This window comes from Candidatus Synechococcus calcipolaris G9 (assembly GCF_029582805.1).
GTDB classification, from domain to species: domain Bacteria; phylum Cyanobacteriota; class Cyanobacteriia; order Thermosynechococcales; family Thermosynechococcaceae; genus Synechococcus_F; species Synechococcus_F calcipolaris.
Genome location: NZ_JAKKUT010000001.1, coordinates 390,744 through 405,133, shown reverse-complemented (window position 1 = coordinate 405,133; position 14,390 = coordinate 390,744). Strand labels below are relative to the sequence as shown.

General features: G+C 50.4%; 11 protein-coding genes and 1 riboswitch. Of the genes, 6 read left to right on the top strand and 5 right to left on the bottom strand.

All coding sequences use genetic code 11. The features are described from left to right. The first annotated feature begins 30 nt into the window (after positions 1–30). The 4 genes from L3556_RS02070 to L3556_RS02055 all read left to right on the top strand — a co-directional run bounded on the left by L3556_RS02070 (position 31) and on the right by L3556_RS02055 (position 8,626). Entirely contained in the window at positions 31–2,136 is a 2,106-nt protein-coding gene (locus L3556_RS02070; protein ID WP_277865642.1) for a serine/threonine phosphatase, read from the top strand. A 55-nt stretch (positions 2,137–2,191) separates the two neighbouring features. Beyond that, positions 2,192–3,409, top strand: a complete 1,218-nt coding sequence (locus L3556_RS02065) for an FHA domain-containing serine/threonine-protein kinase (protein WP_277865641.1) — start codon at positions 2,192–2,194, stop codon at positions 3,407–3,409. A 112-nt stretch (positions 3,410–3,521) separates the two neighbouring features. Continuing rightward, positions 3,522–3,697: riboswitch (cyclic di-AMP (ydaO/yuaA leader) on the top strand. A gap of 386 nt (positions 3,698–4,083) precedes the next feature. Next, positions 4,084–5,418 carry an ArsB/NhaD family transporter gene (locus L3556_RS02060; RefSeq protein WP_277865640.1) on the top strand — a complete coding sequence of 445 codons (1,335 nt, stop codon included), beginning with the start codon at positions 4,084–4,086 and terminating at the stop codon, positions 5,416–5,418. A 40-nt stretch (positions 5,419–5,458) separates the two neighbouring features. Beyond that, entirely contained in the window at positions 5,459–8,626 is a 3,168-nt protein-coding gene (locus tag L3556_RS02055) for a PAS domain-containing hybrid sensor histidine kinase/response regulator (protein ID WP_277865639.1), read from the top strand. A 28-nt stretch (positions 8,627–8,654) separates the two neighbouring features. Here the strand turns inward: L3556_RS02055 and thiL are convergent, their stop codons facing one another. The 5 genes from thiL to L3556_RS02030 are packed head-to-tail and all read right to left on the bottom strand — an operon-like array spanning position 8,655 to position 12,763. Next, entirely contained in the window at positions 8,655–9,644 is a 990-nt protein-coding gene (thiL, locus tag L3556_RS02050; protein ID WP_277865638.1) for a thiamine-phosphate kinase, read from the bottom strand. 3 nt (positions 9,645–9,647) lie between these two features. Next, positions 9,648–11,261, bottom strand: a complete 1,614-nt coding sequence (locus L3556_RS02045) for a serine hydrolase (protein WP_277865637.1) — start codon at positions 11,259–11,261, stop codon at positions 9,648–9,650. Between the two features lie 11 nt (positions 11,262–11,272). After that, entirely contained in the window at positions 11,273–11,464 is a 192-nt protein-coding gene (locus L3556_RS02040; RefSeq protein ID WP_277865636.1) for a hypothetical protein, read from the bottom strand. 17 nt (positions 11,465–11,481) lie between these two features. After that, entirely contained in the window at positions 11,482–12,177 is a 696-nt protein-coding gene (locus tag L3556_RS02035; RefSeq protein ID WP_277865635.1) for a hypothetical protein, read from the bottom strand. Further along, a complete protein-coding gene (locus L3556_RS02030; RefSeq protein WP_277865634.1) occupies positions 12,170–12,763 on the bottom strand; it encodes an Npun_F5560 family protein in 594 nt (197 codons plus the stop codon). The genes L3556_RS02035 and L3556_RS02030 overlap by 8 nt, the downstream gene beginning before the upstream one ends. Positions 12,764–12,886: 123 nt before the next feature. On the opposite strand from L3556_RS02030, the gene rsmH reads away from it, so the two are divergent. Together rsmH and L3556_RS02020 are read left to right on the top strand one after the other, a co-directional pair. Continuing rightward, positions 12,887–13,768 carry a 16S rRNA (cytosine(1402)-N(4))-methyltransferase RsmH gene (gene rsmH, locus L3556_RS02025; RefSeq protein ID WP_277865633.1) on the top strand — a complete coding sequence of 294 codons (882 nt, stop codon included), beginning with the start codon at positions 12,887–12,889 and terminating at the stop codon, positions 13,766–13,768. A gap of 96 nt (positions 13,769–13,864) precedes the next feature. Next, positions 13,865–14,338: a hypothetical protein gene (locus L3556_RS02020; protein WP_277865632.1), complete on the top strand. Its 474-nt coding sequence runs from the start codon at positions 13,865–13,867 to the stop codon at positions 14,336–14,338. Positions 14,339–14,390: the final 52 nt, after the last annotated feature.

The window sequence follows — 14,390 nt, the reverse complement described above, 5'->3', positions numbered from 1 at the left end:
TCTACTGATGCGTCCAGAGCCGTACCTACAATGAATAATAATCGTGACGTTCCTACCGAACCAACTTTAGAATCTACGGCGGCAGAATCTATGGCGGCGCAATCCCAATACGATACTGAACAATCTCCAGAACAATCTGCATTGGAATCTACTGAATCTGCGGATGTCGATCAATCTCCGGAGGACAATCCTCCCTCCTACTGGTGGACCGTTATTTACCCCGATGAAGTAAACAATTTTTGGCTAAACTGTGCCCACAGGGGAGTCACTGAAGTAGAAATTGACGAGGACACCCAACCTCCCAGTACGCCCCTCTACGCCGATCCCCAACAACGCTACCGTCGCTATCAAGCGGGTTTACCCGAAGATCAACCCCAGTTTGTTGAAGATATGACCCCGGATTGGCCCACGGCGATCGCCCCGGTGTTGGAGAGCCTCAGTCAGTGGGGCCATGAATTGGATCCCAGCGAACCCGAACAGATCATTAAGCAATTTCAATGCTATGTTCCTGAGTTCAGCCCCCTGGGAGTGGCCTATCTCACCCTACATTTACTGATGCCAGAGACCATCCCCGAACTCCATGATATTTGGACAGACAATCATTCCATTGATAAGTTAACCGGCAAATGCCAGGGTGTGGCGTTGGGATTTGATCCCCAGGCCCAACCCCTAAGTCAACTGTGGCGCGATGAAACCATTCCCGATCAGGCAATCTTCCGTTGGCTAGAGGATATGCTTGAGATTTGGCAGGGGCTAGAACCCTGGGGCTGTAGTGCCTCCTTGATCATTGAGGATAATATTTGTGTCCGCAGCGATCGCACCCTTTATCTGCGCCAGTTGTCCTTTGATCCCATTTCCGACCCCACCCCGGAATTCGTCGAGCAGGTCATTGGTGTTCGTCGCATTGTGCCTGAGCAGCAATTACCCTTGGTCAAGGCATGGCAAAAACTCTTTGAACTGACCACCCCTCGCCGTCAGACCTCTTTTTCGCCCCTTCTAGCCTGTCTCGCCAGTCAGCCAGTGACGAGTATTTTAGAGTTGCAAAACCTTTTGGATGATTTGGCGGAAACCCTGCAAAGTGATCTTCTCCTCTCCTTAGACACAGAGATTGGGGAGGATATGGGGGCAAGGGATACCAATGAAATTATTGATGAAAGAGATGAAATAGATGGCGGGGATGGGGCAGATATAGAGGATGACACGGGGGATATCAGTCCAGATGAGGAGGATATGGGCATCCTGACAATGGATGAGTTGGAGGATGCCACCGCCGCCGATGATGCCCCCACCGCAGTTTTACCCAAGCAGGTGGTTTGCCTAGAAGTTTTCGGCCATACCGATACCGGTCGTGAACGACACCACAACGAAGACTTTTTCCTAATTCATAATCGTCAAAAACAATGGTTTACCTCCAGTGGTCAGCAGGTTCAGGCGGAGGGGTTGTATATTGTCTGCGATGGGATGGGCGGCCACGCCGAGGGGGAAGTTGCCAGTTCCTTGGCGGCTAAAACCCTATGTGATTATTTTGAAGAGTTTTGGCCGTGGCAATCCCCGTTACCCGATGCCACCCTATTTCGAGAAGGGATTTTGCGAGCTAACCAAGCTATTTTCAGTGTGAATGAAGATAAATCCAAGACCGGCAGTGGCCGCATGGGAACCACCTTGATTGCCGCCCTTGTTCAGGGTTCTATGATCCGCATTGGCCATGTTGGTGATAGTCGTGTCTATCGATTTAGTAAACGCCTAGGTCTAGAACAAATTACCGTGGATCATGAAGTAGGGCAGCGATTTATTCAACAGGGGGTTGAGCCAGAGATTGCCTATGGTCGCCCCGATGCCTACCAACTCACCCAGGCCCTTGGCCCCCGGAATAGCAATGCCCTATCTCCCGATGTTTATGATATTGAGGTTCACGAGGATACCCTGCTGTTACTTTGCTCCGATGGTTTGACGGATAATCGTTGCTTAGAATCCCATGTGGTGAGTCATATCCTACCTATGCTAGATTTTAAGGCGGATTTACGCCAGGGAGTCTATCAACTCGTTCAATTGGGGAATGAATTTAATGGTCATGATAATTTAACGGTGATTGCTGCCCGCATGAAACTGCGATCGCAACTTAATTATTTGTTTTAAGTTATTTATTTTAATTCACGCTTTAATTAATGTCCGATTATCTCGTTTTAGCACTGTGATTATCCTGCACCTCTTAGACCCTTGGAAGCGCACGCCAGTTAAAACATGGCGGTTTCCCCTGAAAACGTTAATCCGAATTGGGCGGGCAGCGGATAATGATGTAATTTTGAATGACATTTTAATCGGCCGGTATCACACTGAATTAGCTTGCTATCGAGATCCCGAAAACCTGGGTCGCTGGTATCTGAAGAGTTGTGGCACCATGGGCACATTTTTAGATGGCAAACTTGTCAGTGAAGGCACGTTATCCAACGGCAGCTTACTGCAACTGGGGGCGACGGGGCCCATTATTCAGTTTCTGGAGCAGCACCAAAAACGAAGTGCCCCTACCTTGGCGGGATGTACCCATGTGGGGAATGTGCCAGGGAATTTGTTTTGTATTCACTGTGGCGAACCCCTCAATGTCCAGCGGACAATTCGGGATTATCAAGTGCTGCGACTTTTGGGCCACGGTGGGATGGGAACAACCTATTTAGTTTGTCAGCAACATACTGAACCCTCGCCCCGCAAAGGCTTACCAGAAGTGCGGGTACTCAAAGAGCTACGGGCAGATATGGAATCGGTCGAGAAGGCCCAGGAACTATTTGAGCGGGAAGCCCGGATTTTGCAATCTCTCTGTTATGCTGGGATTCCAACATTTTATGATTACTTTGTCGAGAATAACAAAAAATATCTGGTCATGGAACTCATCCATGGTCTGGATTTAGAGCGGTGGGTGCTTCGCAATGGGCCGGTGGATCCTGTCCAAGCCATTCAGTGGATGTTACAGGCCTGCGGCATCCTAGACTATATCCATGGCCAAGACCCGCCTGTTATCCATCGAGATCTTAAGCCCAGTAATCTTCTGGTGCGATCGCGGGACAATCAAGTGGTATTAATTGACTTTGGGGCGGTGAAGGAAGCGGGCCATTCCCCCGGAACTCGGATTGCCGTAGAAGGCTACAGTGCCCCAGAGCAAATGATGGGAAATCCCCATACCCAGTCCGATATTTATGCCGTGGGCGCAACCCTCGTCTTTTTACTGATGGGGGATAGTCCAATTCGGTTTTATCGCCACCGTCAAGGGGTACACCGCCTACAAATTCTAGAGGAATCGAGTATCCCCGAACCCTTGCGTCAAGTGATTCATCAGGCCACAGAACCCCGCCTGATCGATCGCTATCCTACGGCCCTTGTCTTAGCTCAAGCTCTACGGGCCTGTTTACCATCCTGAAAAAACGACTACCCCAAGTCCGCCGTACCAAAAAAAAGTAAGTCAAAAGTTAAGCTGTATATGCTAGGATGTCTAAAAATTTAAGCAAGTCAGCCTAGTTCATTACTACTCATGGGCGATGTAGCCATGACAGTGATGAAGCGGAGGAACCACACCCTGGGGCGTAAACCTAGAAAGACTAATCTGTGATTTTCAATGTCAGGTTGGGAATACAGATTAGGGATCTAAGTGGGACATCTCTCAGTCCTAGCCCGTCAGCTAACTTCGTAGGCATTGAGGGGAGACTGAAAGGAAGCATTTTCACTGAAAATGATGGCCTGGTCAGTGTCCTTGGCTCGTACTTCAATGTCTTGCCCTTGTACCCGCTTAGACTCTGGAGGCTATTAAATGCAGATCAAGTTTTTGCCGATGACGATCGCCCTGGGCCAACGGTGCTGGTTGCCCCTTGGGGTTAATCCGTCCCAAAAGTTTAGATGACAGACTAACGGGCGATCGCCCGCTGACTATTTGCCACAGCCAATGCTCAGATTCTCCTAAGAGTCGGGGCTTTTTTACATTATCTTCCCCCTAGCGTTCATGGTGTAGAACGTGACGGCAGGTTTCTCGCTGCCATAGCCAGGGAGAGAGCATCATCCCTTTTTTTATCCATCCGCCCTACTCTTTCCTAGGAAGCCATGGAAAACATTTCTGCATTCATTAGTCTCACAACATTTGTATCAGTCATTCTGGCGATCATGTTTGAAAAAGTTCATCTCATGGTTGCTGCTTTTTTAGGGGCCTTAATCTTAGTTTTTACCCATGTGATGACCCTGGGCGAAGCGATTGATTATATTAGTCAAAGTCATGCCACGATCGCCCTCTTCTTTGGCATCATGGTTTTAATCCGTGCCTTTGAACCTACTCAGATTTTCAGCTATCTTGCTGGTCAAATGGTAAAGCTATCCCGTGGCAGTGGCAAGTTACTTTTGCTGGGAATTGTCGCTATTACCACCCCCATCTGTGCTGTGCTACCCAATGCCACCACCGTCATGCTACTGGCTCCCCTTATCCCTCCCTTAGCCCAAGATATTGGCATTGATTTTGCACCCCTCTTAATCTTGATGGTATTGGTGGCCAATAGTGCCGGGTTATTAACCCTTGTGGGGGATCCGGCGACATTTATTGTTGGCGATGGTATTAATATTACCTTCATCGAGTATATGCAGCGTTTGAGTTTAGGCGGTGTCTTGGCAATTGTTGCCATTATTTGTCTACTACCCGTATTATTCTCTAAAACTTGGAATAGTCAATTTGCCGGATATGAAAACCTAAAATTACCCCCCATTAATCACCCCCGTACCCTTGCCTTTGGCTCCCTAATCATGGCATTGGTTTTGTTTTTATTTGTCGTGGGCGAATCCTTACCTATTCCCGTCCAACCTGGGGCCGTTGCCCTAATGGGGGCAGGATTAGCTTTATTTCTTGCCCATCAAAGCAAAATTGACACCGTGAACAACATTCTCAAGGATGTTGACTGGAGTACGCTAATTTTCTTTATGTGTACCTTTGTGATGATTGGTGGATTGGAAAAAACGGGAGTGGTGCGCCAACTTTCAACTATTTTAGGTATGGTTTTAGGGCAGAATATTGCCCTCGGCTGTATTGTCCTGATGGTATTGGTCGCCCTCCTGTCCAGCGTTGTACCCAATATTCCCCTAGTTGTGGCAATGGTGCCCCTCCTGAAACAATATTTATTTAATGTGAATTTAATCACAGCAGAAATGGTAGACCCCAATTTTTCCGGGCAATTTCCGTCCCTGGTGTTACCGCTGTTCTATGCCATGATGCTGGGGGCAACCTTGGGAGGAAATGGCACATTGGTGGGGGCTTCTGCCAATATTGTTGCAGCAGGGATTGCTGAATTGCATGGGGGTAAAATTTCCTTTTATCGGTTTTTACGCTATGGCTTGCCGGTGATGGGGGTACAGATTGGGGTGAGTATCGTTTTTATTGCTTTTCGGTTTTTATAATATACATATTTGTGAATGAATTTGAGAAGATTAATCTTTTATGAAATTCAACTCCCGTTCCCTGTTTTGGTTTCGCCATATTCTGCTTACCTTTGTTCCCCTGACCCTACTGTTGGGGAGTACCCTCAGCTTTGTTTTTCTATCCCAGAAACACGCTGAACGGGCAGATATTCGATTGCGGGAGCAGGCCAAGGTCAACCGGGAGGTGTCAGTGATCCTGGGGCAATTTGATCAGCTGAGTTCCGATATTCTCACCCTGGGCGGACAAAGCGAACTACGCGGGTTTGACCAGGCATCCCCAGAGGAGCAAAACCTGTTTCTTGAAGAACTACAAGCTTTTATGGCACGGAAGCCCATTTATGATCAAATTCGCTACTTAGAACCAACGGGGCAGGAAATTTTACGGATTAATAATATTCAAAACACCCCCACTATTGTTGAGGATGGAGAGCTCAAGGAAAATCACGATAAAGTTTATTTTTCTGTGGGCTTAAACTTACCGAAGGGGCAGGTATTAGTATCCCAGTTTGAGCTTGATCGTGATGGACAAGGGATCCGCTGGCCCCATCAACCCACCATTCGTTTTGCTACTCCCGTCAGCGATCGCCAGGGAGAGACTATCGGGCTGTTTGTCGTCAATTTTTTGGGTGAACATCTCATTCGCGATTTTAAGTCCACCTGTACCGGGGTTTTAACCACCTGTATGCTGGTCAATCCTGATGGATATTGGCTGGTGGGATCGACCCCAGAAGATGAATGGGGATTTATGGTAGACGATCGCCGCGATCGCTCCTTTGCCAAGGATTTTCCTGAGGTTTGGCAAGAAATTCAGAGCCGCCAAAGTGGTCAGCTAGAAACGAAGGATGGCCTATTTACCTATACCACCGCGTATCCGCTCCCCAGCGGCCATGTGTCGGTAAATACCCAAACCGGGGAACCCATCCATAATCAGGATTACCAGTTTAAGGTGATAACTTATATACCGGCAGCCCTACTTAATGCACCCCTGAATCAATTGGCGTTGCAACTACTGGTGATCTTTCTGGTGATTGATGGCCTTTTTGCCTTAGGGGTCTATTGGTTTGGCCGCGATCGCCTCCGCAAAGAAGATCTAAATACTCAATTACGGGCCAGTGAAAATAAATTTCGTTCCCTTAGTGATCTGTCCCCTGTGGGTATTTTTCAAACCAATACCACGGGAACAACCACCTACATCAATGCATCCATGAAAGAAATGTTTGGCCTAGAGCTAGAGAAAATGGCAAACTGGGCTGAGTACATTCATCCTGAAGATAAAAGGTCACTGCTCGACGCATGGCAAACCGCCCTGAGGGAACAGGAGGGGTTTCAGTTCCAATTTCGGCTCAAAAATATCAGTGATGCAGAGGATGAAGCCGAATCCTATCGCTGGCTAAATACACGGGCGGTTCCGGTACTTTCTAGTCAAAATAAGTTTGTTGGCTTTGTCGGAACCTGTGAAGATATTTCCCGATTGATGGAGCAGCATCAACTACTGGAAAAAGCACAGCAATCCGCGGAATCCGCCAGCCGAGCCAAGAGTGATTTTCTCGCCACCATGAGTCACGAAATTCGCACCCCCATGAATGCAATTATTGGCTTAACGGGATTGCTTTTAGACATGGACTTATCCAGCCAGCAGCGGGAGTTCATGAATACCATTCGCCTGAGTGGGGATGCCCTGCTGACGATTATCAATGATATTTTAGACTTCTCGAAAATTGAGTCGGGGAAACTGGATATTGAAGCCTATCCCTTCAATTTGCTGACCTGTGTCGAGGAGTCCCTAGACTTGGTGGCTGGTCGGGCCAGCGATCGCCAGTTAGAATTGACCTGCCACATTGATCCAAATATTCCTATGGCGGTGATTGGTGATATGGGCCGCCTGCGGCAAATCTTAGTGAACTTGTTAACCAATGCCATTAAATTTACGGAGCAGGGGGAAGTCGTTCTCTACCTCAAAGCCAAGGAATCTTGCTCCCGTGTCTCCCTGCCAGACTACCTAACAAACGCTGAGCAGGACTACCCCTGCCATGAATTTCAGTTTGCGGTACGGGACTCTGGGGTGGGGATTTCCCCGACGGGGATGGAGCGACTCTTTAAGCCCTTTAGTCAGGTGGATGCTTCGATTACGCGGAACTATGGTGGTACAGGTCTGGGATTAGCCATTTCTAAACGCCTGTGTGAATCGATGGGGGGGACGATTTGGGTGGAAAGTTGTACCGCCAATGGTGAAATATCTGCGGGAGGCACGCCCAGCCCTAATGATCAAAAAATTGAGATACCTAAAACCGGCTCCGTCTTTTATTTTACGATTCAGTTACCCGTCAATCCCCAGTCCCCTAAATTAGTCGAAAAGGATCGTATTGCTCACCTCAAGGACTGCCGCCTGTTAATTGTGGATGACAATGCCACCAATCGCCAAATACTTACCCTTCAGGCCCAGGCCTGGCAAATGACCTCTGTGGCTGCTAGCAGTGGAGAGGCGGCCCTAGATATCTTAAAAAATAATCAGGTCTTTGATCTAGCCATTCTAGATTTACAGATGCCGGGTATTGATGGCCTCACCCTAGGGGAGATGATCCATCAGTTACCCCAGTACCAGAAACTTCCCCTTGTCCTACTGACTTCTATTGGCCAAACCCCGGAAATCACCCAATCTTCTGTTTTTGCTACATCCATTACAAAACCCATTAAGCAATCTAATTTGTTTAATATTCTCAATGATGTCCTAAGTCAACGACAACCCCAAACGGAGCAAGTTCCGGAATCCTCTACCCCTGGGGTTGCAGAGGAACAATCCCTCCCCTCCTCCTTGCGAATTTTAGTGGCGGAAGATAACAAGATTAATCAGATGGTGGCCCTGCGAATTTTAGATCGGTTGGGCTATCGGGGGGATATTGCGGCCAATGGCTTAGAAGTCCTCGAATCCCTAGAGCGACAGCCCTACGATGTTATTTTGATGGATATGCAAATGCCGGAAATGGATGGGATTACGGCGACCCAAAAAATTGTCCAAGACTATCCTCCAGAAAAACGACCCCGCATTATTGCCATGACTGCCAATGCCATGGAGAGCGATCGCCAGGCCTGTTTAGATGCGGGGATGAATGATTATGTGAGTAAGCCGGTGAATATGGATGAACTGCTGCGGGCCCTCAAGGAATGTCGCCCTCTCTCTCGTGCCTAGACCACTATCTTGCTAACATCTTACCTAGCTAACCAAAGTGCTGAAAACTTTGATGATCACTGATAGTAAGGTTTCCTTCCCCGGTCTCCAGTGTCACCCCTGGCTGAGGAATGATCGTGCCAATAATCCGAAAGGGTGAGGTCTGGATCAGAGTATCGGCCGCTACTGGATCAACACAGATCACCAGTTCAAAGTCTTCGCCCCCATAGAGGCCCCATTCTAGGGCTAGGGATGGCTCCAATTCGGGAATCAGGGGTAAGTTCTCCCGGTGTAATTGCCCGCCCACGCCACTGGCTTGACAGAGTTGAATGACCGCATCCGCCAGTCCATCGCTACTATCCATGCCACTGATGCGGGTTCCCTGGGGGAGCGATCGCAGGGCAGGCAGGAGATCTAAGCGTGGCCGCGGCCGTTGGTGCGCCCGAATCCAGGTTTGGCGGCAGTGATTGGGAAAGGCTTGGCCCCATTCAGGGTGACTGAGGCATTCTAGGCCCGCCCGGGAGGCCCCATGGATCCCGCTGGTTAAAATTAGATCCCCCACCTGGGCCCGATGGCGATAGATTACTTGATGGGGGGAAGCTTGGCCGAGGGCGGTAATGCTGAGGGTTAACACCGGCGATCGGCAAATATCTCCCCCCCAAATCACTGTCCTGTGCAATTGCAAGCAATCATAAAGCCCCTGGTATAGATCGGTGATCAAATCTAGGGGACAGGTTTCGGGAATGCCTAAGCCCACCGTAATCCCTAGGGGATCCGCCCCCATGGCAGCTAAATCCGAAAGATTGGCCGTCGCCGCCCGCCAACCTGCATCGGCCCCAGACGTGGTAATTAAATTGGGTCGGGCCAAACCGACACTGAGATGAACCCCATCCACCAGAACGTCCGTACTCACCACCAGTTGGCGATCGGGATCAAGGAGGATCACCGCCCCATCATCCCCGACAATCCCTGGAGGACAAAATTTTTGCAGGATGGGCAGCAGTCCCCGTTCCCCTAGGTCTTTGATCAGGATTCCCATGGCTTACGGTTGACGGGCAAAGGTTCCCTGGCCATAGACATCCAAGTTTTCAATGGTAACGTGGGAGGCCGGCTGAGACTCTAGGGCAAAACGAAACGTCACCGCACTCGGGCCGTAGGCATTTTCGCCGGTGGGTTGATAGCTAAAGGTATTGCCACTGTAATGCCTCAGGGGAAAGGCCATACGGTTGGGGCCTAAGTATAGGGTGAGATCACCATTCATTTTCTCCACGGCAATGGGGCCAACATAGTCATTCTTGTAAATGCCCACGTAGCGATCGCCCGGTTTTGCCGGTAAGGCATTGTCAGGTGGAGTGTAGGTTCGACCCTCGCCGTAGGGAGGGGCAAATAATATTTTGAACAGATCCGCAAACAGGGCGACATAATCCTGCTGGGGCTGTCCCTCGTTCACAATATCCAGGAAGCTAGCAGCCAATGCTTCGGGAACCCCAATGGGGGCGGCATTACTCAACACCGCAATTCCCAATTTCTCCTGGGGTACGAGAACGACCACCGTGGCCGCACCTAATAAAAATCCGCCAGAATGGGAGAGTCGCACTGCATCCGATGTAGGGTATGAAACATTCCAGCCTAAGCCATAGAAACCGGCCCGATCCTGACTGGGGTTTGCGGGAGCTTGACTAATCATTTGGGGACGATGGGTTTCAGCGAGGGCATCCGCTGTCATAATTTGGCGACCTTGAAATTGCCCTTGATTCAATTGCAGCCGCATCCATTGGGCTAGATCTCGAATGGACGAACTGACTCCACCGGCTGGGGTTTGGGCATCGGGATTCCGTTGTTCAGGGGAAACCACCCAGCGATCGCCCCGTTGGCGATGATTTTTGACTCGATTGGGGTCGGCTAAAAAATCGGCATGGCGGGAACTGGTACGAGTCATGCCCAGGGGTTGATAAAGCCGCGTCCTTGAAAGGTCTTCCCAGGATTGGCCCCTAGACTTGGCCGCTGCCACCGCCGCCGCCGTTAACCCAAAATTGGTATAGGCATAGGTTGCGCGAAAACGATTGTCTAGGGGTAAAAAACGCAACCGTCGAATCACCTCTGCTTGGCTAAAGCCGATGTCCTCAAGGCGATCGCCCCCGTAGACAGGGAGGCCACTGCGATGGCTAAACATATCCCGCAGCGTTACCGACTGGCTGACAAAGGACTCATTCATCGCGAAATTGGGATCGTGGCGTTGAATTGGATCATCCCACTGAATCGTACCATCACTGACGAGGGCCGCCATCACCGTTGAGGCAATGGGTTTAGACACTGAGGCCAACTGGAAGAGGGTATCAATATCCACCGCCTCCGGTTGATTCACCTCCCGTACCCCAAAGCCCTGGAGATAGATCACCTCATCTTCATAGACAATGGCAATGGCTAATCCCGGAACCTGGGTTCTGAGGAGGGTGTCGTTAACCAGGGTTTCAAATTGAGGTAGGGCATTCTTCACCCTGGCTAAGGTGATTGGTTCCCTTGGCTGGGATGCCACATAAACCGGGTGGGTCGTCGGACTAGAATCCATCTGGGCCCGGGCAACCTCAGCCCCATGCACATCAACACCAACTGCAAGACTTACCAGGGAAAAAAGGGTCGCGAGGGGCCGAAACATGACCATTGAGGTTAGCCTTCCGTTGAATTTACTTCCTCAATCATCCCTTTTTTGATCAGAGCTTGGGCATCTGGATTAAATTTTTTACAATTGCGCCACTGGCGATCGCTCACCTCAGGATTCAGGCCCGGTTGCAGGGTCAAGGGCCCAAAAAAGCAGTCCAGGGTAATGGGTTGGTCAAGTTTACTCAGGAGGGTGATCATGGAAAAAATCGATGGGGTTAAAAATCTGTGGGGTGGTAATAGGGATGGTGGGAGCCAATACGCAGATCATAGATCGCCTCTCCCCTCAAACAACGGCCATGACAGGTGAATAGATCTGGCTCTTGAATGCCCATACTTGCTAAAGCTGCCCGAGTCGGAAACGGCCAGAGGCGATCGAAGTCAATCCCATCCCCTTTTAGGGCAAACTGGAGCAGATAACAGCTGGGTATCCCCCCCAACTCCCCAATCAGCCGCTGGCCCAGACGATAGAGGGGCTGACGCAGGGAATCCCCCAGATGCACCGGCTGGCGATACTGGCAATCATGTTCCCCAGAATGTTCTCCAGGCATTTTGCCAATCACCTCACCGTAGAGGGGCCCCTTTCCCGTCCAGACAATGGGTAAATAGAGGGCCCCATCCGCCGTGCCATAGCCCCAATGGGCAACCCGTTGACGAAGGTGGCCCACATCTCGGCAGATCGCCAACGGTGGGGGTAAGACCCCTAGGGTAAAACTGAGATCCCCATCCCCCCAGGTTTCCGCCGATAACCGATCCGATGTCTGCTCCGTGGCTGCCATTAGGGTAATTAAGGTAATGTCCCCCGCCATTGTTTCCATTAGCAGGGGCTTAACCTGGGTTTCCAGGGTGTCGTGATCCAGTTCCTCATCCGCGGCCGTGGCCGTAGCCCGATACCAAAGACGGAGACTAGACATTCCCAAAACTGGGGATCAGACCAACGCGGGTCGGTTGCAAGGAGGGCAAGCTGGGCAGGTTCATGGTTTGGCGAGATTGGGCCGCCAGTAGACCGTGCATATTGCGAAGTTCGGCCCGGAGTTGACGATTTTCCTGTTGCAGGGATTCCACCTTGGCTTTGACTTGGGTGAGTCGTTCCGCAAATTTCTGGCGGTAAACCTCGGGCATCTCCTGGATCACTTTTTCCAACATTTGGTTGCGATCGCCCATTTCCTGCATCGCGTCCTGGAGTTGGCCAATTTCATCCTGGCGACTTTGCATTTGCTCTTGGTAGAGATTGATTTGCTCTTGATAGAACGTGATTTGACCTTCCACCTGCCGAAGTTGCTCTTGCAGAGTTTGCATTAGCTCAGCGTTGGCTGTTTCTGCCTGACGGGCCTGATAAAAACGAGCAAATAATTCCGGGTGTTGAACCATCAAGCGATAAAGTTCTTCCGACAGTTGTTCCACCAGTTGGTCTCGCACCATTAGCTCCTGTTCAGCCATGAACAGTGTTGGTGATTCCTGGGGGTCTGCGGTCGGGTAACAGGATAGTGCTTTAGTCACGGGTAATCCTCTCCAGCCAAATTTTAGGAACTGCAAATACCTGAGATCGTTTACTGGTGCTAGGATGTGAGACCATGATTTTTTCAGGCATTTCCCGCTTAATACGCCGCCCTTCTAAACTTGATGCAAAAATTGCCGCTGTCTTCCTCTGATTTTTCCCATGTACCTGTCCTGGCCGAGGCGGTGATTGAGGGACTAAACCTTCAGCCCGGAGGACGTTATCTGGATGTCACCGTCGGCGGCGGAGGCCACGGTGGCTTGATTTTAGCCGCTGCACCCCAGAGTCAACTGGTGGCCATTGATCAGGATCCCGTGGCCCTTGCTGCCGCCCAGTCCCATTTAGCTGCCTTTGGCGATCGGGTGGAGTTTGTCCAGGGAAATTTTGCTGAATTTGACCCTGGATCAGTCCAATTTGATGGCATCTTGGCAGATCTAGGGGTGAGTTCTCCCCAGTTTGATGCCCCAGAGCGGGGATTTAGTTTTCGCCATCCGGCCCCCTTAGATATGCGGATGGATCCGGGCCAATCCCTCACTGCGGCTGAGTTGATCAACCATCTGGGCGAAAAAGACTTGGCGGATTTATTTTACACCTACGGAGAAGAACGCTTTTCCCGGCGCATTGCCCGCCGTATTGTGGCTCAACGGCCCCTGCACACCACCACGGAACTAGCCACTATCGTCTGCCAGAGTTTGGCCCGTCAACCCCGCCAAAACATTCATCCTGCGACACGGGTGTTTCAGGCCCTCCGCATCGCCGTCAATCGAGAACTCGAGGTCTTAGAAACCTTTTTGGCCCATTCCCCTGATTGGCTGGTTCCCGGTGGCCGTTTGGCGATCATTAGTTTCCATAGTCTTGAGGATCGGCGGGTGAAACATACCTGGCGCAGCGATCCCCGCCTCAAGGTACTCATGAAAAAGCCGATTATCCCTGGAATGTCGGAAATTGAACATAATCCGCGATCGCGATCAGCTAAACTCAGACTGGCTGAACGTCAATCTGCATAAAGTGGATTGTTATTGATTAATCTTTGGATATATTTTTCCTATTTTTTTGTCTATAACTTCATTACTTCATTGTGGTTAGAGGAGTCGAGTCCCCCTATGGTTGCCGTTGCCCCCGCGAAATATCCTCCCCAGGTCTATTCACCCCCATCTGCCCCTCTAAGAAAAACTAAGCCGAGCCATCTCACAGAAATTCGGCCCTTGAGTTCTTCGGATACTCCCCTGTGGTTGAAATCCCTGGGTGTACTCAAATGGGGAACGGGCCTCGGTAGCGTCGCAATCCTCGCTAGCCTATTACCCCTGTATGGCTGGTCGGCCCTTTGTCAATACCAATGGGGGCAATCCTATCGCCAATTGGAGCAACTCAAACAACAGGAGCGCGAACTCCTAGCGGCCCAGCAGAGTCAACGGTATCAAGTCGCTGAACAGATTGAGCGGCAACCCCAGGGACTGGTACGGCAAGGGCCCCAGCAAGTGGTCTTTATTCCAGAGAAACCGGCAACCCTTGGAGCTAGCGCCACCGTAACCCTTGCCCAAGTCGCCCCTGCCCCTAAGCGGGCTGTGAGCTATTAGATTTCCCCCCAAGGATTTCCTAAAAAGTTTAATTTCACGCCGATTCCACTGG